Raw genomic sequence first — 20,779 nt, forward strand, 5'->3', positions numbered from 1 at the left:
AGCCATGAGCCAGACCATTGCCAGTGACACCGGCCACCTGGACAGCCTGCGCGTTCATGCCGCCGACAACGTGCGCGTGGCCTTGAAGGACCTGCCCGCCGGCACCGAGATCGACGACGATGGCCAGCCCTTCCCCCTTGCCGAGGCCATTCGACACAAGCACAAGTTCACCATCACGGCCCTCGAGCCCGGCGACACCGTCATCATGTATGGCGTCACCGTGGGCCGCGCCACCCGGCCGATAGCACGAGGCGGCGCCATCACCACCGAGAATACCGAACACAGCACCGCTACCACCTCGCCCCAGGCCAGGCGCGGCAGCTGGCAGGCGCCGGCTGTCTCCCGTTTCCAGGGCGCCACCTTCGACGGCTACCACCGCCCGGATGGCCGCGTGGGCACCGCCAACGTGTGGCTGGTGGTGCCGCTGGTCTTCTGCGAGAACCGCAATATCGAGGTCCTGCGCCAATGTATCGCCGATGCCCTGGGTGAAGACCCCTACCGCGACTACAAGCGGCTGGCCAGGGAGCTGCTCCACGGTCAGGCCTCCGAGGAGCCCGTCGCCCCGCCGCGTGAGCGGCTTTTCCCCCACGTGGATGGCGTGCGATTCCTGACCCATACCCTGGGCTGCGGCGGCACCGACGCGGACGCCCAGGCGCTCTGCGAACTGCTCGCCGGCTACATCTGCCACCCCAACGTGGCCGGTGCCACGGTGCTGAGCCTGGGCTGCCAGAAGGCGCAGATCGAGATGCTCAGAAGCGCCGTGGCCGAGCGCGACCCCCAGGGCCTGCGCCCGGTGCACTACCTGGAACAGCAAGCCAGCATCAGCGAAGAGGCGCTGATTCGCCAGGCCCTGACCACCATCTTCGACGGCCTCGCCGAGGCCAACCGGGTCGAACGGCGGCCCGCGCCCCTGTCCGAGCTGGTCATCGGCGTGGAGTGTGGCGGCTCCGATGGCTTCTCGGGGCTGTCCGCCAACCCGCTGGTGGGAGCGGTCATCGATCGCCTGGTGGCCCTGGGCGGCAGCGGCATCCTCAGCGAGTTCCCCGAGCTGTGTGGCGTGGAGCATGAGCTGATCGCCCGCTGTACCGACGATGCGGTTGCCGAACGCTTCGCAGCCCTGATGGATGCCTACCAGCAGCATGCCGCTCGGGTCGGAGCCGATTTCTCCATGAACCCCTCGCCGGGCAACATCCGCGACGGGTTGATCACCGATGCCATGAAGTCCGCCGGGGCGGCGAAGAAAGGCGGCGACAGCCCGGTGGTCGACGTGCTCGACTACACCGAGCCCCTGATGCGCAAGGGCCTCAACCTGCTCTGCACACCGGGCAACGACGTGGAGTCGACCACCGCGCTGGCAGGGTCCGGGGCCAACCTTATCCTGTTCACCACCGGACTCGGCACGCCCACCGGCAACCCGGTCACCCCGGTGCTCAAGATCGCCAGCAACAGCGAGCTCGCCCTGCGCATGAGCGACGTCATCGACTTCGATGCCGGCCCCATCATTCGCGGCGAGGAGCCAATCGACGCACTGGCCGACCGCCTGCTGGAGTTGTGCATCGACGCCGCCTCGGGGCGCTACCAGCCCCGTGCGGTCGGCCTCGCCCAGTACGACTTCATACCCTGGAAACGCGGCGTGTCGCTGTAGGAAAACGCTCAGTCCGTCACTTTTCACTCCGCTTCGGGAGTCAGGCGCCTCTTGAGCTTCATATAGGTACCGTAGTGGCGGTCCAGATGGCGGCGCATGGCCGCCTCGGCGGCGTCGGGGTCACGGGACTCGATGGACTCGACGATCTCGATATGCGCCGTGAGCGCCGCCTTGTCCTCATCCTTCTGCTGCAGCACCTGGGCGCGGCGGTCGTCGAGCCATTCGGACAGCGCCACATGAATGGCATCGAAGATCGGATTGCGACCGATGCTCGCCAGCACGCCATGAAAATCGTTATCGGAACGCTTGAAGCGTGCCTCGTCGCCGATGGCATCGCGGTTGTCCTGAAGGGCCTCGCGAAGCCGGGCGAGATCCTCGTCACTGGCATGACGGGCCGCATAGCGGGCCAGCGATATCTCGAACATGGCCCGGGCTTCCTGAAAGTATTGCTGGCCGTCGGGCTTGGAGAGCAGCTGGCGTGTCACTCCGGAGAGTCGCGCCATCACCGCTTCGGCCGTGGGTCGAATGACTCGAGCACGAGTGCCGCTGTTGATGGCGATCAGGCCAAGCTGTTGCAGGTGGAACAGCGCTTCGCGCACCGCCGGCCGGCCGACGCCGAACTGCTCCATCAGCTCCCGCTCGGAGGGGAGTTGATCGTTCTCGCCCAGCCGCCCCTCGAGAATCTCCGCCTCGAGCTGTTCGGCGACCTGTTCGGACAGCGTCTTGCGCTCGACCCGGTATTTGGTCATGGGCACTCTCTCTCCTGGTTAGCCGCTTATCTGCCGCTATTTTACTGTATTTTGCCCGGCTTTCGTTCAGCCGATTCGGCTCAGCGGGCAAAGGCCGTACTCCCGGGCGAGTTCGGCATAGGCCTGTCGGTTCGCCGCATCGAGTGGAATGCCCAGGGCATCCCGCCTCGCCTGACAGCGCCATTCACGATCGCCGGATGCCAGGACTTCGGCGCCCTCTATCGCGGGCCGGCTACGCAAGTCGGCCAGGTAGTCGGCGAGACAGCGGGCGAAGGTTCCCTCCTCGACGAAGGCGTCCGGTTGAATGGCAAGAAAGAAGTGGCCGATGCCCCGCGGCGTCGCCATGTCCGGCCCACCCATGGGCAATAAGCGAAAGCCGTTCTGCATCCCCGCCAGGGCGGAGCTCAACACCTCGACCATTCCCCCCAGCCCCGCCCCCTTGAAGCCGAAATCGCTACCGCCCAGGGGCAGGAGTGCCGCGACCTCGGCTGGCGTGCGGGTGACCCGACCCACCGCGTCGGCGGCCACCTGGTCGGGCAGCTCACGACCGATGGCACCGTACTGCTGCACGCGATTCCAGGGGATCGAACTCGTCGCCATATCCAGCAGGTAGGGGGCGTCACCCGCCACCGGCGCCGCAAAGGCGATCGGGTTGGTACCGTGGAAGGGCGCTGCCCCCTGGTGCAGCAGCACGAAAGGGTCGGAGTTGCAGAAGGCCATGCCGATGTAGCCACGTTCGGCGGCGGCCAGGGCGTAGCACCCCGCCGCCCCGAAATGCGATGAGTTGCCCACCGCCACCGCCCCCATGCCGGCCTCCCCGGCCATGGCCATGGCGTGCTCCATGGCAGTGTAACCGGCAAGATGCCCCAGACCGTCGTCGGCATCCAGGAAACCGGTGGCCGCAAGGCGGCGATGAAAGACCATCCTCGGCGCCCCCTTGATGCGTCCGCCCTCGAGCGCCTTCAGGTAATGGGGCAGCAGGCGCAGGCCATGGCTGTCGGTGCCCATGCGCGATGCGGTGACCAGCGCCCGGATCGCCGCGTCCGCCGACGCCTGGTCGGCGCCGGCGGCCGCCAGCACCTCGCGCATGAAGCGCTCGAGGTCCTCGGTGGCGACGCGGAAATCGTGCAGGGTGTCGTTCATGGACGGCTCGCTTCTGGTCTCGGTCGTGATGAGAGAGGGCGATCAGCCTCAGCGGTAAATCAGCGTCGGCAGCCACATGGAGATGGCCGGTATGAAGGTCACCAGCAGCAGGCAGACCACCAGCGGAATGAGGAACGGGATGGTGCCGCGCATGCAGCGCTCGAAGCTGACGTTGGAGACCCTCGAGAGCACGTAGAGCACCATGCCCACCGGCGGTGTCAGCAGGCCGATCATCAGGTTGAGCACCATGATCACACCGAAGTGGACCGGATCGACCCCCACGGCGATGGCCATGGGCAACAGCACTGGCACCAGGATGGTGATCGCGGCGATGGTCTCCATGAAACAGCCGACGATGATGAGCACGATATTGGCCATCATCAGTACGGCGAGCTTGCTGTCGGCGAAGGTCCCCATGAGGGCGATGACATTCTGAGTCACCTGGTTGCTGGTCAGGATCCAGGCGAAGATCGACGCTGAGCCGACGATGAACAGAATTACCGCCGTGGTCTCGATGGTCTCCATGCTGACCTTGAGCAGTTTCTGCCAGGTCAGGGTGCGATAGACCACCACACCCAGCAGCAAGGCGTAGGCCACCGCAGCCACGGCCGCCTCGGTGGGGGTGAAGGCCCCGGTGATGATACCGCCGACGATGATGACCGGGGTCATCAGCGACAGGAATGCCCGGCCAAAGGTCCGTCCCAGTACGCGCACCGAGAATCGTGCATCGGCGGTATAACCTCGGCGACGGGAGATGACAAAGATCATCAGCATCAGCATGACCCCCATCAGCAGGCCTGGCACCAGGCCAGCGGCGAACAGCTGCCCCACCGAGGCCGAGGCCATGACGCCATAGATCACCATGGGCAGGCTGGGTGGGATGATCGGTCCGATGGTCGACGATGCCGCCGTGATGCCAACGGCGAATTCCTCGTCGTAACCGGCATCCTTCATGGCCTTGACCTCGATCATGCCGAGACCACCGGCGTCGGCTACCGCCGCTCCCGACATGCCCGAGAAAACGATACTCGCGCCGACATTGACGTGGCCCAACCCACCGCGCATCCAGCCCATCAGCGCCTTGGCGAAGTTGAAGATGCGCTCGGTGATGCCACCGTTGTTCATCAAGCTACCAGCGAAGATAAAGAAGGGAATGGCCAGCAACGGGAAGCTGTCGATACCGTTGATCATGCGGTGTGCCACCACGATGTCAGGCACCTGACCGGTGATCAGCACGAACATCAGGCAGGCACCGGCAAGGCTGATGGCGATGGGCACGCCAAGCACCAGCATGGTGAACAGGGCAAAGAAGAGGAAGGAAAGATGGTAGCCCATCAGTGGCAGGATTACGCAGCCCAGCACGGCCAGTGTTGCCAGCAGCGGAGATACGACCGGCTTTTGCCAGCGCATCACGGATAGTCGGGACATGCGAAGACTCTCGATAAGGATGGCATTGAGGGAAACCTCGTCACGGGCATCATGCAGCACGGTCCCGGTACTTGAGATACAGCCGTTGTGCGGTGCGTATCGCCATCAGCGCGAAGGCGACACAGACGGTGTAGTAGATCAGGCTCTTGGGCAGGTCTACCGAGACCATCAGGCTGTTGGTGCGTGACGCCAGGCGATAGGTCACCCAGGTCATTGCCAGGTAGAAGCCAAGACTGGCTGCCCCCACCAGGCGTTCGAGCAGGCGTGACTGCCACGCGGGCATGTAGTGGTAGAAGAACTCCACCATGATGTGGCTGCCATTGCGCGCGGCCATGACGCTACCCAAGAAGCCGACGCCTATCAGCAGGTAGCGGGCGATCTCTTCGGTCCAGCCGATGGAGCTTCCCATCACGTACCGGCTGAAGAACTGGGCGAACACCACCAGGATGAGCGCCCAGAACAGGATCAGGGTCGCCAGGTCTTCCAGGCGATAGTCGTTCAAGCGAAAGGGGGTATCGTCAAAGGCCGACTCGAAGTCGATCAGGGGATCGGCAGCCGGCACGGAATCTTCACGCTTCTCACTCATGGCAAGACTCCAGGGCTTCCGCCCGAGAGCGACGGAAGCCCCTCACAGGGTAGCGGTTACTGGCCGATGGCCTGCAGGCGATCGTAGGTTTCCTGATCCCATGTGGCGGCTGAGCCGTTATGTGCGGGTACAACGGCCTCACGGAAGGCTTCGCGGTCCACCTCGTTGACGGTGTTGCCCTGCTCCTCGAACCAGGCCACCAGCTCCGCCTCGGCTTGCTGGATATCCCGGGTATTGTTCTCGGCAGCCTCCTGGAAAACCTCACGGAATATCTCGCGGTCCTCCTCGGAGAGCTGGTTCCAGCGTGGTCCACCGACGATGGTGATCAGCGAGTCGGTGATATGGCCAGTCAGGTTGATGTAGTCCTGAACTTCGTGGAAGGCCTTGGCGCGGATCGTCGGAAGCGGGTTCTCCTGGGCATCCACCACGCCCTGCTGCAGGGCCAGGTAGACCTCATCGAAGGCGATGGGGGTCGGGTTGGCGCCCACGGCCCGCGGCATCATCATGTACATTGGCGCATTGGGGACACGGATCTTCATGTCCTGCATGTCCGCGGGCTCGTTCACCGGTTCATTGGAGGTGACATGGCGCTCGCCATAGTAATTGAGGGCGAGCGGCACGTTACCTGTCTGGTCCTGGTAACCCTGGGCGATCTCCTGGAACAGGTCGCTCTCGGCATAGGCCTGCCAGTGGTCGAAATCCCGGAACATGTAGGCGGCACCGGCGATACCCATGGGGCCATAGGAGCGTCCGGCAAACTGGGTTCCGGTATAGATGACGTCCACGGTACCCAGTTCGAGCCCCTCGTTGATGTCCTCTTCCTTGCCTAACGAGGACGCCGGGTGCACCTGCATGGTGTAACGCCCTTCGGTACGTTCCTCGATCTGCTCGGCGGCCCATTCCGCCCACTTGTGGAACGGCTCGGACGTTTCGTAGACGTGGGCGAACCGCAGGCTTTGCTGGGCCTGTACGGCGCCGGTAAAGCCGATGCCCGCAGCGAGTAAGCTGGCGGTCAGCATGCGGGCCAGCTTGAGATGGCGTTGGCTCTTGTGACTCATCTTGTTGTCCTCACGACCTGTTGAGTTTGTTCTACGTGTGGGTTGTTGATGGTGGCGACTCGCGTGTTCGAGCGAGGTGCCGGGCACTCACCGCCTTGGCTTGGTATCCTGCTGTATACGTGTCATACCATCAAATTCCAACCTAGCCGCTCCACGCCCATTGCGCAACTCGGAGCCAGCACCTTTCGCCAACGGCGCCGGGTCAGCCAGCACCCAAGCCGGCCGAAAGCTGCCGATGCAGCCGGGCCAGCAGAGACGCCTTTCCGAAACCGCCGGCCTTGGTCATCACCCGGCGGGCCGGATCGCCATCCAGGAAGCCCAGGGCCACTCCGGGAGACCATTCCGCTTCCACGCTAATCGACCTGACACCGAGCCTCGAGAGCGCGGCCATGGCAATATCCCCACCGGTCAGGAACAGCAGCTCCTCGCCATCGTTCGACCAGGCTCGGGTAACCGCGGCGACCCCTTCGGCCATGGCATAGGCCACGTCCTCGGCGGTAATCTCCTGCAAACCGGAAGCGGGAGGTACGCCGGGAATCAGCACCACCACGGCCCCGGGCAGCTCGGGCACGCCCCCCGCAAGTGCCTGCAGTACCGGAATGGATGGCGCCTGATCACACAGCACCGCCAGCTGTTCGCCTGCCCTGGGACTACGCGAGCCCACCGCATAGAGCACCCTGCGGATGCTACCGAGCGGACGAGGGCACGCTTGGAGTCGCCCGAAGCAGCGCTGAGCCATGGCGGTGGCAAGGCCTGCGGCGCCCGCCAGTAGGCGCGGCGCTCCCGCCCGGAGTAGCGTGTCGTAGAGAATGGCAAGGTCCTGGTCACTCTCGGCATCGGCCACGCAATCGCCTGCCGGCAGCGCCATGCCGTGGCCGGCATGGTGGAAAAGCCGCATTCCCTCGGCACCGAAGGCCCGATCCAGCGGACCCAGGAGAGGAGGTGAACGGGCATCAAACCGGTAGGCGCTCTCCGCTAGCGGCACGCCGTCGACCCACACCGCGGCGTCACGCACCAGCCGCCCCTGGGCGGGAACCGCCGGTGCCAACAGCAGCGGGTGGCCCGTCGCCTCGCGCATGGCAATACATTCGGCCACCACCTGGCCGCGCAGGGTGGAGTCGACCTTCTTGAACCAGGTCGTGGGCGCCGTCCGGGCCAGACAGCGGGTGGCCCGTGCCACCCGCTCGGCGGCCTGGCCGGCAGAAAGATGGCGGGACTCGGTATTCACCGCGATCACCTCGGGCCAGGTGCCCTCCCAGTCGGACAAGGCGTCATCCAGCGCCTCCAGGGCGATCACCACCCGCGCATCGGCGCCGCGCGCGGCAAAGGGGGCAGCCGCATCCAGTGCGCCGGTCAGGTCATCGGCCACGATGGCGACACGGCAGCCGGTGCTGCCAGCGCCCACTTCATCATGGGCCGCCCCGCTCACGGCTGAGACGCTCACGGCTGAGACGCTCGCGACTCAGCCCCGGCCGCGACGTCCGACAGCCGACGCGCGTAGGCAATGGCCGAGCCCATGTTGGTGGCATCCGCCCTGCCCTGCCAGGCAATATCGAAGGCGGTGCCGTGATCCACCGAGGTGCGCTGCACCGGCAGCCCGAGGCTGACATTGACGGTCGTGTCGAAGGCGATCAGCTTGACCGGGATATGACCCTGGTCGTGGTACTGGGCCACGACCAGGTCGAACTCCCCTTTCGAGGCACGGTAAAACACGCTATCGGCGGATATCGGGCCGCTGACCGCGTAGCCCCGTTCCTTGAGCGTGTGGACTGCGGGTGCGATGACCCGGGTATCCTCGTCACCGAAGATCCCGCCTTCGCCACAGTGGGGATTGAGCCCGGCCACGGCGATGCGCGGCTTCGCCACACCCATGGCCACCAGGTGCGCATGGCCCGCCTCCACCGTGTCGATGATACGCGTCTCGGTGACCCGCTCGATGGCCCCGCGCAAGGAGACATGGGTGGACACGTGCAGTGTCGATAGCGTCTCGGAGGCCAGCAGCATGAACGACGACGGCGCCCCGGTAAGCGCCGCCAGCATACCGGTATGACCATCGTAATGATGACCGGCCTCGTGCAGAGCGGCCTTGTTGAGCGGTGCGGTGACGATCACTCGGGCGCGGCCGTCCTGCACCAGCTTGACCGCTGTCTCGACACAGCGAAACGCCATGTCACCCCCGCCGGCGCTGATCCTGCCATCCGGTATCTCGACGTCCTCCGGCACCTCGACGATGGCCACGGCCACGCTAGTGGCTTCACCCGCCTCGTCGAGCGGGGTGAAGGCAAGCTCAGCGCCGATGGAACGCGCCGCACGGCGGTAGATGGCGGGATCCCCCACCAGCAGGGTGGTGGCACGTTCGGCGGGAGACATGGCGGCCACGGCACGACAGATGATTTCCGGACCGATGCCGGCCGGGTCCCCCATGGTGATGACGATCGCATAGCAGGTAGAGGGCGTGGTCATGGCATCAGCTGTCCGCCGTTGACCTCGATCACCTGACCGGTGACATAGCCGCTCATGGTATCGGTGCCCAGGAAGACATAGGCACCCACGCACTCCTCGGCGCTGCCCAGTCGCCCCATGGGAATCGACGCGCGTGCCGCCGCCATCTGGGCCTCGCTGGAGTGACGCTCGTGGAAGTCGGTGGCGATGGTGCCAGGCGCCACACCGTTGACCCGGATACCCTCCCCCGCCAGCTCCTTGGCCATGCTGCGGGTCAGGGTACTGACGAAGCCCTTGGCCGAGGCGTAGAGACCGGCTCCGGGACCGCCGCCGTTGCGCGCGGCGATGGAGGTGGTATGGATGATATTGCCGCGCCCGGCACGGCGGAAATGGGGCAGCGCGGCTCGGCTGGCCATGACCACCGAACGCGCGTTGAGATCCATCACGCGGTCGTACTGCTCGTCATCCATGTCGTCCAGGGAGACTCGCCCCAGCATGTCGCCGGCGTTGTTGATCAGCAGGTCCAGGCCTCCCAGCCGCTCCGCGGCCTCATCGACCAGACGCTGCGCCTGGCTGGAACGACTGACATCGCCCGACAGGGTGAAGGCCTCGCCGCCAGCGTCGCGGACCGCCTGGGCCACCGTCTCGGCGAGATCCGCGCTGGCGTGATAGTGCACCGCCACCCGGGCACCCAGCTCCCCCAGCTGTCTGGCCACGGCCGCCCCGATACCTCGGCTTGCACCGGTGATCAGTACCCGCTTACCTTTCCACTCGTTGAACATGCCATCCTCCTGATTATTGCTGTTCAAGGCAGCCCCATCACCCCACCCTTGCGTCGAGTTTGCCTATCGACCCGAACCTATCGACCCCAAACAGGGCGTTGCGGTAAAGTGACCCTCTTGGCATACCTGTCATACAACACGACAATGAATACCATGATAGGCGATGGTGGGCCAACCGCCAGCCTGACCAACGGAACCGGAGATACTCATGCCCCCCTTATCCCCGCAGGACTGCCTGCCCCATGATCTCGACAATGCCCTGCTGGTCGGACGCGTATGGCTCGATGAGCCACGGCCTGGTCCGGCGCTGGTCGCGGTGCGTGACGGGCGGGTGATCGATATCACCGAGTCCGGCCCTACCATGGCCGACCTGCTGGAGCGCGACGACCTGCTGGCGGTCGTGCGGCGCGCGGAAGGCCCGACGCTGTGCAGCCTGGAGGCGCTACTGGCCAACTCGCTGGACGCCAGGCAGCGGGCGCCTTACCTGCTGGCTCCCTGCGATGTCCAGGCCGTCAAGGCCTGTGGCGTGACCTTCGCCGTGAGTCTGCTGGAACGGGTGATCGAGGAGCAGGCCGGCGGCGATCCCAACCGGGCCAGCGAGCTGCGTGGCGAATTGCAGGCGCTGATCGGCACCGACCTGTCACGCATCGCACCCGGCTCGCAAGAGGCCATAGCACTCAAGCAGGCGCTTCAGGCACGCGGCGCCTGGTCCCAGTACATGGAGGTCGGCATCGGGCCCGATGCCGAGGTATTTACCAAGGCTCAGCCGCTCTCTTCGGTGGGCTTCGGCACCACCGTGGGCTTGCATCCGGCCTCGCAGTGGAACAACCCGGAACCGGAAATCGTGCTGGCGGTGGACAGCCGTGGCCAGGTGCGTGGTGCCACCCTCGGCAACGACGTCAACCTGCGCGACATCGAGGGGCGCAGCGCCCTGCTGCTGGGCAAGGCCAAGGACAACAACGCCTCCTGCGCCCTGGGTCCCTTCATTCGCCTGTTCGACGACGGCTTCGATATCGATAGCATCCGCAGCTGCCAAGTGTCGCTGCGCATCGAAGGCGAGGAGGACGACTTCCTGCTCGAGGGCGAGAGCGACATGCGCGAGATCAGTCGCGATCCCCTGGACCTGGTGGGCCAGACCATCGGCGATCATCACCAGTACCCCGATGGCTTCATGCTCTTCCTCGGCACCATGTTCTCGCCGATCCAGGACCGCGACGGCAAGGGCCAGGGCTTCACCCATCACCTGGGCGACCGTGTCACCATCGCCACTCCGACGCTGGGGGCGCTGGTCAACCCCGTGGGCAGGAGCGACCAGCTGCCACCTTGGACCTATGGCATCCGGGCGCTGATGCAGCATCTTGACCGCCGCTGAGTCTTAGGGAAACACTGGCATCCATACACTCGAACCGGCCTTCAGGATCCGCAATGACCGCAGCAACCGACGTTCTGGACAAACTGGTGCAGCGACTGGGCGAAACCGGCGTGCTACAGGACCCGCAGGAGATGGAACGCTACGTCAGCGACTGGGCCGGTGACAGGCTGGGCATGCCGCTGGCGGTGGTTCGCCCCGACTCGACCACCGCCGTCGCCGAGGTCGTCGCCCTGTGTGGGGAGCACGGCATGCGCCTGTCGCCCCAGGGCGGCCACACCGGCCTGGTGGGCGGGGCACTGCCCGAGAAGGGCGGGCAGGAGATCGTGCTCAGCCTGGAGCGCATGAACGAGATCCGGGCGATCGACCCGGTCAACTTCACCATGACCGTGGATGCCGGCTGTATTCTCGAGACCGTCAAGCAGGCAGCCGCCGAGCACGACTGCGACTTCCCGCTGTCGCTGGGTGCCCAGGGCAGCTGCCAGATCGGCGGAAACATCGCCACCAATGCCGGGGGCCTCAACGTGCTGCGCTACGGCATGATGCGCCAGCTGGTGCTGGGGCTGGAGGTGGTGCTGCCCGACGGGCGTATCTGGAACAACCTCAAGTCGCTGCACAAGGACAACCGCGGCTACGCCCTGCAGCAGTTGCTGCTCGGCAGCGAAGGCACCCTGGGCATCGTCACCGGCGCCGTGCTCAAGCTCGTCCCCCTGCCCGATCAGTCACGCACTGCCCTGCTCGGCCTGCCCTCCGTGGAGGCCGTGATCGCGCTCTACGGCCTGGCCCGCCGCGGCTGCAGCGACCTGCTCACCGCCTTCGAGCTGATACCGCGGCGTTGCATCGAGCTGGCGATGGAGGCGACACCGACGCTAGGCGACCCGCTGGACAGCGCCTACCCCTGGTACGTGCTGATGGAAGTGGCCGCCACCGGCCCGGTGGATCTCGGCGCCATGCTCGAACAGCTGCTGGAAGATGGCATGGAGCGCGAGCTCGTACTCGATGGCGCCCTGGCCTCGAGCGAAGCCCAGGCAGGGCAGCTGTGGCAGTTTCGCGAGAGCATGCTGGAGGGGCAGCGGCTGCGCGGCGAGCATCTGCGAACCGATATCGCGGTGCCGATCTCGGCGATTCCCGCCTTCGTCGAGCGCGCCTCTCAGCGCGTGCAACACGTCTCACCGGAGTGCGAGATCATCGCCTACGGTCATGTCGGGGATGGCAACCTGCACTTCAACATACTGCCCCCCGTCGACATGGCCGAAGCGGAGAAGTACCGCCACCTGCACGAGCTGGAAGCGCTGCTGTTCGAGGTGCTCGACGAATTCAACGGCAGCATCAGCGCCGAGCACGGCATCGGGCGCAGCAAGCAGAGCGCCTATCTGGCCCGCCTCTCGCCGGCCGAGCGGGAGCTGGTCGAGGGCATCAAGACACTATTCGACCCGGCCGGGGTCATGAACGCTGGCCGGCTGCTGCCGCCTCGCTGACGCGCCCTGCCCCGGCTCACTCCGTCCCGAACCGCTCGGCCAGGCTGCGCATCGCATTGACCAGCAGTAGTGTATCGATGCCGACCCCGACGAAGGTGCAGCCCGCCGCCAGATAGCGGCGGGCCGCCTCCTCGTCCACGGTCACGATGCCCGCGGCCTTGCCGGCAGTACGCACCCGCTCGATGGCGTCATCGATGACGGCACGCACCTCGGGATGGTCGGCGTTTCCCAGGTGTCCCATGGCCGCGGAAAGATCCGCCGGACCGATGAAGACGCCATCGACACCTGGGGTTGCGGCAATCTCATCGAGGTTGTCCAGCCCTTCGCGAGTCTCCACCTGCACCAGCAAGCACATTTCCTGATTGGCATGCTGCAGGTAGTCCGCCACCTGTCCCCAGCGCGCGGCCCGGCCGAGCACGTGGCCAACGCCGCGAAAGCCCGCCGGCGGATAGCGCATCGACGCCACCAGCTCAGTGGCCTGTGTCGCGCTTTCGACCATGGGCACCAGCAGGGTCTGGACACCAATATCCAGGTATTGCTTGATCAACACCGGGTCCCCCGCCGGGGGTCTGACGATGGGCTGGGACGCATAGGGGGCAATGGCCCGGAGCTGATCCAGCAGACTGCGAAGGTCATTGGGAGCATGCTCCCCGTCGATCAGCAGCCAGTCGAATCCGGCTGTCGCCGCCATCTCGGCGGTATAGGCATGGGACAGACCGAGCCATAGGCCGGTCTGACACTCTCCAGCCAGTAGCCGCTGCTTGAAGCGATTGCGGGGCATCTGCATCGGGTTACCTCGTTATCGGCGGGGCCCAGGATCGAGCGAGCCGCCCGCCCTGGCGTGAATATCATGCAACAGCTGTATGCCGGCAATACTGGCGGCATCGCTTCCGACTTCGCGCACAGGAATTCCGCGGCTGCCAAGCGCCTGGCGATAGCGCTCGCCGAGGGTATGCGAGCCGATGACCACCACTTCCCCATGGGACTCGATCAGGCTGCCCATCGCCAGTAATTCGGTGCCGATCAGCACACCCGAGAAAAAGCTGCCCACCTGCCCGGCCGCCAGACCGTCGTGCAGATGGCGACTCCTGGCTTCGAACAGCGCATGCAGCACCCCGGCGGGATGCTCCGCGGCCACAAGACCGCGCTCGAACCCCTCCAGGTCGAAGCGGTCATCCTCGGGAACCGGCTCACCCGGGAGGGTATGGCAGCGCACGGCATGGAACAGCTCACCGGTCATCAGCGTGGTGAAGTGTTCCATCACACCGGCACGCAGGCTGGCCCACTTGCTGTGGGTGCCCGGCAGGCAGCATAGCCCGCCCGTCTGGCCCAACAGCGAGAGCGCCCCGAAGGCTTGCACCTCTTCGCCACGCATCACGTCGACATGGTCCGGCGTGACGATCTTGCCCCCCGGCACCAGCCAGGCATTCGGGAAGTCGGGAGCGGACGTCAGCCCCGCGGCCAGGGTCTGGAGCGAGAGGGGCAGCGCCGGCTGGGGGGCCTCGGCCCAGCCGCTACGCGCACCCACCATCCCTGCGAGATAAACCGGCAGGCGGTCATGGCCGCCCGCAGCATCGAGCCAGTCCGACAGCTGCTGGCGACAGTACACGGGGAAGTCACTGTGGCTCAGGTTACGCAGCCCCGAGCTCGAGCGTGTCTCGTCAAGGCATCGCCCGGTAACAGCATCCACCAGAAAGGCGCGAAAATTGCTGGTACCCCAGTCGACGGCAACGAACGCGTCCATCACTGGCTGGCCCCACTCGCCTGCAGGCGTCGCCATTCGGCAACCAGGGCGAGGGCACGCCGCTCGACCTCCTGAACGGGACGCCCCGGCGCATAAAGACTGCCACCGAGGCCGAAACCATCGATACCCGCCGCGTGCCAGGTCGCCATGTTCGGGATATCGATGCCGCCCACGGCCAGTACCGGCAGCTCGGGCGACAACACGGCACGCAGGTCGTTGAAGTAACCGACCCCCAGATGGGCGGCAGGGAACAGCTTCAGCGCACAAGCCCCGGCACCCTGGGCTGCCAGGGCCTCGGTGGGAGTCATGCAGCCGATCATCGAGGCCATGCCCGCCTCGCGCCCGGCACGGATCACCTCCGGGTCGCAGTTGGGCGTCACCAGCAGCGCGGCGTCGAGACCCGCCAGGCGCCGCGCATCGGCTGACGACAGCACCGTGCCGGCACCCACCAGCACCTCATCGGGGCAGTGGGCCTTGAGCCGTGCAATGCTCTCCCAGGGCTGCGGCGAGTTGAGCGGCACCTCGATCAGGCGCAGCCCGCTGGTGATGAGCACGTCGGCGACATCCAGCACCTCGTCGGGGTGTATGCCACGCAGGATCGCCACCAGCGGACACTCCGCCAGAACCTGCTGCAAGCGAAGCGGATTCGAGGTCATGACAGTCTCCCTGACATTGCGGCTACCATTCCGCGACCGAACCGTCGGCATGGGTCCAGAGGGGATTGCGCCACCGGTGTCCGACCTTGGCACGCTCCTCGACGAAGGCCTCGTCAATCTCCACGCCGAGCCCAGGCCCCTGGGGAATCGCGCAGCAGCCTTCTTCGATGGCCAAGGCCGACTTGTCGACGAGGTAGTCGAGCACGTCATTGTCCCGATTGTAGTGAATGCCCATGCTCTGCTCCTGGATGAAGGCGTTGTGGCTGACCGCGTCGACCTGAAGCGATGCAGCCAGGGACAGCGGCCCCAACGGGCAGTGCGGCGCCAGGGCCACGTCATGGCAGGAGGCCAGGCTGGCGATGCGCAGGGCCTCGCTGATGCCGCCACAGTGGGAGACATCCGGCTGCACGATATCGACCATGCCATCCGCCAGCAGATCGCGGAACTGATAGCGTGTGAACAGCCGCTCTCCCGTCGCGATGGGGTAGCCGAGCCCACCGGCGATCTGCTTGAGGCAGGGGAGATGCTCCGGCAGCACGGGCTCTTCCACGAACATCGGGTGGAAGGGTTCGAGTTCCCGGAGTAACGCCTTGGCCATGGGTCGATGCACCCGGCCGTGGAAGTCGATGGCAATGCCGACTTCAGGCCCCACCGCCTGGCGCGCCTCGGCGACCCGAGCCACCGCCTCGTCGATGCGCGCATGGGAGTCGACGATGGCCATTTCCGCCGTGCCGTTCATCTTGAAGGCGGTGAAGCCCTGGTCGACGAGTTCGCGGGCGCCCTTGCCCACTTCGCTGGGCCGGTCGCCTCCGGTCCAGGCGTACATACGCATTCGATCCCTGCAGGCACCACCCAGCAACTGATGTACCGGCACACCCAGGTCACGCCCCTTGAGGTCCCAGAGCGCCTGGTCGATGCCGGCGATGGCGCTCATCAATATCGGTCCACCGCGGTAGAAGCCCCCGCGGTACATACGGTTCCAGAGATGCTCGATGCGATGCGGGTCTTCACCCACCAGCATGTCGGCGAATTCATGGACGGCGGCCTCCACGGTGGCGGCACGCCCTTCGACCACCGGCTCGCCCCAGCCGAACACCCCCTCGTCGGTCTCGATCTTGAGAAAGAGCCAGCGTGGTGGCACCTGCCAGGTCTTCAAACGGGTAATTTTCATCGTCGCTCCAGGCGTGAGATGACCCAGGTAGACGCACACCGCCTCCCTTGGCCATGAGGATAGCCGCAATCACACCCTACCTGGCCTCGATTCGTGACGCCAAGCAGCGAAAGTCGTATATAGAAGGGAGCAGTATCCGTCTATCCAGGCGAGCCACATCAAGGGGGGATTCCGTCTCCTAAGCACGGATCGTGGAACTGCCCCGCCGTTCAGCCACCCGCGGCCTGGTTGGCGATGCCCGACAAGGCGTCAGCCACACGTCCCAAGGGCAAGTCGCAATGTTCTAGGTTATGGCGTGCAGCCAGGTAATGGGGATCGTTCCACTCGATCAAGGTCGTACCGTCCTCCTCACGCAGCAACATCTTCTGGGGCAGGTCCAGTGCGAGACTGCCCTGGCATTGCATCATGGGCGTCCCCACTTCGGGGTTGCCGAACAGGAACATGCGGGTAGGAGGCAAGGACAGCGAGACTCGCTCAGCGTTGGCGGAGTGATCCACCATGGTAACCAACACCATGCCTCGCTCGTCCAGGGCCGTGCGTAGACGCTCCTCGACGCGATCTATTCCATCATCGCTCCTGACCTGCTCGATACCCTTGCCGACGACATCGGCCTGAGCACTGCCAAGGGCGGCCATGAAAGCGGCTACGCCGAAAAAAGCGAAAATCTTGTTCATGGTCGATGCTCTCCTGGAGCGATAAGCTTGCGAGAGGAGCCTTCAGCCTCGTCAAAGTTTTCTCCGACGGCAAGTCAGGGCAGCCCTCCCCTGCCAGCCGTTACAGGCTGAACTACGGCCCCACCACCAGCAGCAATGCAACAGAGACCAGGTAGACCGCCACATGCGGGCCATCATGCGGGCCATGCGGCGACAGGGCGAGAGATGTCTCGCTGCCAATGCCTCAACGTAGAGGGATGAACGCCGAACGCCTCGGGCAAGGTGAAACCGAGCTGCTCGGCAAGCAGGCCAAGTATCGCCATGTGATGAATAGTGTGGCTGGTCAGGAAAGCGAGTTCGCGCGCCAGGCTGGTGTCCAGCACCTGCACGCCAGCGCCAAGGGGATAATTCAGGCTCAAGCAGGCAGTCGGACAGTGCCCGACCAGGGCGGTCAGTGCAGCCTTGATGTCAATCAGACGATGAGCGGCCTGTTGCGGCCACTGCTCCAGACGTTCATCCCGATGACGATCTTCGTAGTCGATCACAGCATCGTCCAGGCTGCTCAGCAAGGCATTATAGTGATCGATGATGTGTCGTATGTGTTTGCCGAGCGTATGGCGACCATCGTGGCCAAAGTTGTGCCGGTACTGCTCCGGCGTGAGCGCATCAACGAATTCCTCCAACTGTGACAATGCCAGGAGGTTCTCTTCAATGAGACCCGCCTGGGGAGGATATGCCTGATTTATTATGGATGACATGGCGGTTTACCTGTTGATCGCAAGTGAGAAAGCCGGGGCCGGCGCCAGGATTGCCGGCCCGACCACCCACTCAGGGATATAACGTTCCATTAACCCTCGGCTTCTGCTTCGGCCTCAGCTTCACCTTCCGCTTCTCCCTCAGCTTCGCCTTCCGCCTCCCCCTCGGCTTTGGCTTCCGCTTCGCCTTCGGCATGGGCTTCTGCCAGCATCAGAGGCGCTTCCACGCCACTGGTGTAGGTAGGCTCCGTTGATGACTCGCTGGCCACGGCCTGAAAGGTGGCACCACTGGCTACCAGCACCAGTGCCGGGGCTGCATAACCCAGCTGCTTGCTGAGCCTTCCCAGCAGGCTGCGGCGCTTCTCGTCTTGTAATGTCATGATAATGACCTCCGTAGTGTCATGAAGAGACATGCGATGGCATGTCATCGTGCAGAGAAGTCAGCCCTTACGGCTGGCTTCTTATCGGCGCCTCCAACTGCCGATGGCGCCTCGACTGCTCCGTCATCCGCGCTTGTTCCGCTCTTTCGGCGCTTCCGCAGGCTGCTCCCTTATTGGTTTGCCGTGATGACTCTGTCGGCGCTTGCCTCCAGTCCATACAGCATTCTTTGTCGAAAGATGAACTTCACCAGGCTTGATTTATGTACCGATTGGTTCTAAATTCAAGGCATGACACGTGGACGCCCCATTGCATTCAGCCCCGACGAGGCCGCGAGCGCCGCCATGCAGGTCTTCTGGGCCAGAGGCTACGACAGCGCTTCGACCCGCGACCTGCTGGAGGCGATGAAAATATCGCGCAGCAGTCTGTACCAGGCCTTCGGCAACAAGGAACAGCTGTTTCTCGAGGCACTGCGCCGCTATCGCGGCAATCTGATCGATCGGCTCAACCACCGGCTGGAAGCGTCGCCCTCAGCCTTGGGCTTTCTTCGGGAGCTGTTCGTGGAGACGGCTCAGGAGTCCGGCAGCGAGCGAGCTGCGCTGGGATGTCTGATCTTCAATTCCGCCAGTGAGCTTGGCCAACGTGGCGACATCGCGGCCATCGAGGCCAGACGCAGCGTCCAAGCCATCACTGCCCTGTTCCACGAAGCCGTCGTTCGGTCACAGGCCGAAGGCGATATCGCCTCAGATCGTGACGCACTGGCGCTCGCAACCTATCTCACGCTGGGCATGGCCGGCCTGCGCACCTTGCTCAAGTCCGGCGCCGCACCCGCACAGACTGAAGCCGCGGCCGAGTTGCTGCTCGACACATTACGCTGAACGATCGAGGTGATTTTTTACGACATATATGGACCGATCGATCCATATATAAGCCGACACCCCACGGTGTCCCCTACGCTAATGACAGGAATACAGGAGACTCAACATGACTGCCGACTATCAACTACAACTCCCCCCGCAGACACTCGAAAATGCCGATGCCAAGGCACGGCCACTGCTCGAGAAGGCCAACGCCAAGCTGGGGTTCGTGCCCAACATGTACAAGGGCATGGCCAAGGCGCCCGGCGTCCTTGACACCTACCTGCACGGCTATGAGCTTTTCCGAGAGGATTCCGGCTTCACCCCCCCGGAGCAGGAAGTGGTATTCCTGACCATCAGTCAACTCAACGGCTGCAGCTACTGCATGGCCGCCCACAGCATGCTGGCAGAGAAAATGTCTCAGGTGCCCGCCGACGTGCTCGAGGCGATCCGTGAGGATCGGGAGATTCCAGACTCTCGCCTGGCTGCGCTTAGCGAATTCACTGGTGTCATGTTCGACACCCGTGGCATGCCGACCCGTGAAGACGTCAAGGCATTCCTTGACGCCGGCTTCGAGGAGCAGCATGTGCTGCAAATCGTGCTAGCGCTGGCCGTGAAGACGCTGTCCAACTATTCCAACCACCTCAATCACCCGGAGCTCGACGAGGCTTTCGCTGGCCACGCCTGGAAGAAGTGAGTCTCCGCCCCGACATGCAGTGTCGGGGCGATACTCACCGAAATCGCGACAGTGCATGGATCATGCGCTGTCGCTTATTGCCGAGCGTGCTGTACTAGGTGGTATTCGGTCTTATTGAACCTTTACCGCTCCCTGGCCGACGGCATAGGCTCACGATAAACCCGACAAACGAGGTCAAGCTTATGTTACGCACTCTCGTACTGGCCTTCAGTGCTCTGTGGTTATCGGCGCAGGTCCAGGCCTCGGAGATTTCCCCGCTGGTCGAGGCCGAGTGGCTCGACCAGCACCTGAATGACAAGAACCTGGTCGTCCTCGATGTTCGCTCCTCCATCGATGATGGTGGTGATCGCCAAAGCTTCGAGGCCGCCCGCATCCCCGGCAGCCGTTACAGCAGCTACACCGACGATGGTTGGCGCGAAGAGCGTGACGACGTAGCGGGCCTGTTGCCGGAGATCGAACCTCTGCAGGAATTGATCGGAAGCCTGGGTATCGACAACGATACGACGGTCGTGATCGTCCCCGCCGGGACCGGACCCACGGATTTCGGCAGCGCGGCACGCGTCTACTGGACCTTCAAGATTCTAGGCCATGACGAAGTCGCCATTCTCGATGGAGGCTTCGCCGGCTGGCAGCAACAAGGCTTCGACGTCGCCAGCGGTCCCGTTCCCGCCACTGAAGCCAAACAGTTTCATACCACCCTGCGCGAGGAGCTGATCGCCACGACCGAGCAGGTTGAGCAGGCACGTCAATCCCAGACCCAGTTGGTCGATGCCCGTCCATCGGACTACTTCACCGGCGAAACGATATCACCGGCCGTGAGAACTGCCGGCTCCATACCCGGCGCCAGGAGCCTTCCCCATCACAGCCACTTCGGCGACCGTGCGGGTGCCTATTACCTGGACAAGGAAGGTCTCTCCTCACGTATCAACACTGCCGAGCTGGATCGCAATGCTCGCACCATCACCTTCTGCAATACCGGACACTGGGCGGCAACGGACTGGTTCGTGCTCAGCGAGGTTGCCGGATTCGATAACGTCGCGATGTATGACGGCTCCATGGCCGCATGGACGATAAGTGACTCGCGCCCCGTGCAACTCGCTCGACGTGGCCTGGAGCGCCTTCAGGAGGCTCTCGACTGAATGCAGTGGGGTAGCAGGGCCGGGCGCCTTTGGTGCCGGCCCGATTCGC

General features: G+C 64.5%; 21 protein-coding genes. 6 read left to right on the forward strand and 15 right to left on the reverse strand.

Translation table 11 applies throughout. The features are described from left to right. Positions 1-4 precede the first annotated feature (4 nt). A complete protein-coding gene (locus DU505_RS04640; protein ID WP_114477815.1) occupies positions 5-1,645 on the forward strand; it encodes a UxaA family hydrolase in 1,641 nt (546 codons plus the stop codon). A 23-nt stretch (positions 1,646-1,668) separates the two neighbouring features. Here DU505_RS04640 and nanR read toward each other — a convergent pair whose 3' ends face one another. From nanR to DU505_RS04680, 8 genes are all read right to left on the reverse strand, one after another. After that, positions 1,669-2,394, reverse strand: coding sequence for a transcriptional regulator NanR (nanR, locus tag DU505_RS04645; RefSeq protein ID WP_114477816.1), 726 nt, complete (start codon positions 2,392-2,394; stop codon positions 1,669-1,671). 66 nt (positions 2,395-2,460) lie between these two features. Then, positions 2,461-3,537, reverse strand: a complete 1,077-nt coding sequence (locus DU505_RS04650; RefSeq protein ID WP_114477817.1) for an Ldh family oxidoreductase — start codon at positions 3,535-3,537, stop codon at positions 2,461-2,463. Positions 3,538-3,585: 48 nt separating this feature from the next. Beyond that, positions 3,586-4,965 (reverse strand): TRAP transporter large permease, encoded by a 1,380-nt coding sequence (locus DU505_RS04655; protein ID WP_114477965.1) that lies wholly within the window; start codon positions 4,963-4,965, stop codon positions 3,586-3,588. 49 nt (positions 4,966-5,014) lie between these two features. After that, positions 5,015-5,551, reverse strand: coding sequence for a TRAP transporter small permease (locus DU505_RS04660; protein ID WP_114477818.1), 537 nt, complete (start codon positions 5,549-5,551; stop codon positions 5,015-5,017). Positions 5,552-5,607: 56 nt separating this feature from the next. Beyond that, the gene (locus DU505_RS04665) at positions 5,608-6,609 is read right to left on the reverse strand and encodes a sialic acid TRAP transporter substrate-binding protein SiaP (RefSeq protein ID WP_114477819.1); all 1,002 of its coding nucleotides are present in this window, start codon (positions 6,607-6,609) and stop codon (positions 5,608-5,610) included. Between the two features lie 202 nt (positions 6,610-6,811). Next, positions 6,812-8,053: a four-carbon acid sugar kinase family protein gene (locus DU505_RS04670; RefSeq protein ID WP_245947768.1), complete on the reverse strand. Its 1,242-nt coding sequence runs from the start codon at positions 8,051-8,053 to the stop codon at positions 6,812-6,814. Then, positions 8,050-9,072 (reverse strand): 4-hydroxythreonine-4-phosphate dehydrogenase PdxA, encoded by a 1,023-nt coding sequence (gene pdxA / locus DU505_RS04675; RefSeq protein ID WP_114477820.1) that lies wholly within the window; start codon positions 9,070-9,072, stop codon positions 8,050-8,052. Before pdxA ends, DU505_RS04670 begins: the two co-directional genes overlap by 4 nt. Continuing rightward, positions 9,069-9,833 carry an SDR family NAD(P)-dependent oxidoreductase gene (locus tag DU505_RS04680; protein ID WP_114477821.1) on the reverse strand — a complete coding sequence of 255 codons (765 nt, stop codon included), beginning with the start codon at positions 9,831-9,833 and terminating at the stop codon, positions 9,069-9,071. Before DU505_RS04680 ends, pdxA begins: the two co-directional genes overlap by 4 nt. Positions 9,834-10,041: 208 nt before the next feature. Between DU505_RS04680 and DU505_RS04685 the strand changes: the two genes are divergently transcribed. Further along, positions 10,042-11,205 (forward strand): fumarylacetoacetate hydrolase family protein, encoded by a 1,164-nt coding sequence (locus DU505_RS04685; protein ID WP_114477822.1) that lies wholly within the window; start codon positions 10,042-10,044, stop codon positions 11,203-11,205. A 53-nt stretch (positions 11,206-11,258) separates the two neighbouring features. Then, positions 11,259-12,680: an FAD-binding oxidoreductase gene (locus DU505_RS04690; protein WP_114477823.1), complete on the forward strand. Its 1,422-nt coding sequence runs from the start codon at positions 11,259-11,261 to the stop codon at positions 12,678-12,680. 16 nt (positions 12,681-12,696) lie between these two features. Here the strand turns inward: DU505_RS04690 and hpaI are convergent, their stop codons facing one another. From hpaI to DU505_RS22480, 7 genes are all read right to left on the reverse strand, one after another. Next, on the reverse strand, positions 12,697-13,467 hold the full coding sequence (gene hpaI, locus DU505_RS04695; RefSeq protein WP_114477824.1) for a 4-hydroxy-2-oxoheptanedioate aldolase: 771 nt from the start codon (positions 13,465-13,467) through the stop codon (positions 12,697-12,699). Positions 13,468-13,479: 12 nt separating this feature from the next. Then, on the reverse strand, positions 13,480-14,460 hold the full coding sequence (locus DU505_RS04700) for a 2-dehydro-3-deoxygalactonokinase (RefSeq protein ID WP_245947769.1): 981 nt from the start codon (positions 14,458-14,460) through the stop codon (positions 13,480-13,482). Further along, positions 14,424-15,080 carry a 2-dehydro-3-deoxy-6-phosphogalactonate aldolase gene (locus tag DU505_RS04705; protein ID WP_114477825.1) on the reverse strand — a complete coding sequence of 219 codons (657 nt, stop codon included), beginning with the start codon at positions 15,078-15,080 and terminating at the stop codon, positions 14,424-14,426. The genes DU505_RS04700 and DU505_RS04705 overlap by 37 nt, the downstream gene beginning before the upstream one ends. 22 nt (positions 15,081-15,102) lie before the next feature. Next, positions 15,103-16,251 (reverse strand): galactonate dehydratase, encoded by a 1,149-nt coding sequence (gene dgoD / locus DU505_RS04710; protein ID WP_114477826.1) that lies wholly within the window; start codon positions 16,249-16,251, stop codon positions 15,103-15,105. A gap of 209 nt (positions 16,252-16,460) precedes the next feature. Continuing rightward, positions 16,461-16,925, reverse strand: coding sequence for a DUF302 domain-containing protein (locus DU505_RS04715; protein ID WP_245947770.1), 465 nt, complete (start codon positions 16,923-16,925; stop codon positions 16,461-16,463). A 173-nt stretch (positions 16,926-17,098) separates the two neighbouring features. After that, the gene (locus DU505_RS23060; RefSeq protein WP_114477827.1) at positions 17,099-17,662 is read right to left on the reverse strand and encodes a DinB family protein; all 564 of its coding nucleotides are present in this window, start codon (positions 17,660-17,662) and stop codon (positions 17,099-17,101) included. Positions 17,663-17,751: 89 nt separating this feature from the next. Continuing rightward, entirely contained in the window at positions 17,752-18,039 is a 288-nt protein-coding gene (locus tag DU505_RS22480; protein WP_181872727.1) for a hypothetical protein, read from the reverse strand. Between the two features lie 288 nt (positions 18,040-18,327). On the opposite strand from DU505_RS22480, the gene DU505_RS04730 reads away from it, so the two are divergent. From DU505_RS04730 to DU505_RS04740, 3 genes are all read left to right on the forward strand, one after another. Beyond that, the gene (locus tag DU505_RS04730; protein WP_114477828.1) at positions 18,328-18,915 is read left to right on the forward strand and encodes a TetR/AcrR family transcriptional regulator; all 588 of its coding nucleotides are present in this window, start codon (positions 18,328-18,330) and stop codon (positions 18,913-18,915) included. 106 nt (positions 18,916-19,021) lie between these two features. Further along, positions 19,022-19,591: a carboxymuconolactone decarboxylase family protein gene (locus DU505_RS04735; protein ID WP_114477829.1), complete on the forward strand. Its 570-nt coding sequence runs from the start codon at positions 19,022-19,024 to the stop codon at positions 19,589-19,591. Positions 19,592-19,773: 182 nt separating this feature from the next. Continuing rightward, positions 19,774-20,730, forward strand: a complete 957-nt coding sequence (locus DU505_RS04740; protein ID WP_114477830.1) for a sulfurtransferase — start codon at positions 19,774-19,776, stop codon at positions 20,728-20,730. Positions 20,731-20,779 lie beyond the last annotated feature (49 nt).

This window comes from Billgrantia montanilacus (genome assembly GCF_003336675.1).
In the GTDB taxonomy this organism is placed as follows: Bacteria; Pseudomonadota; Gammaproteobacteria; order Pseudomonadales; family Halomonadaceae; genus Halomonas; species Halomonas montanilacus.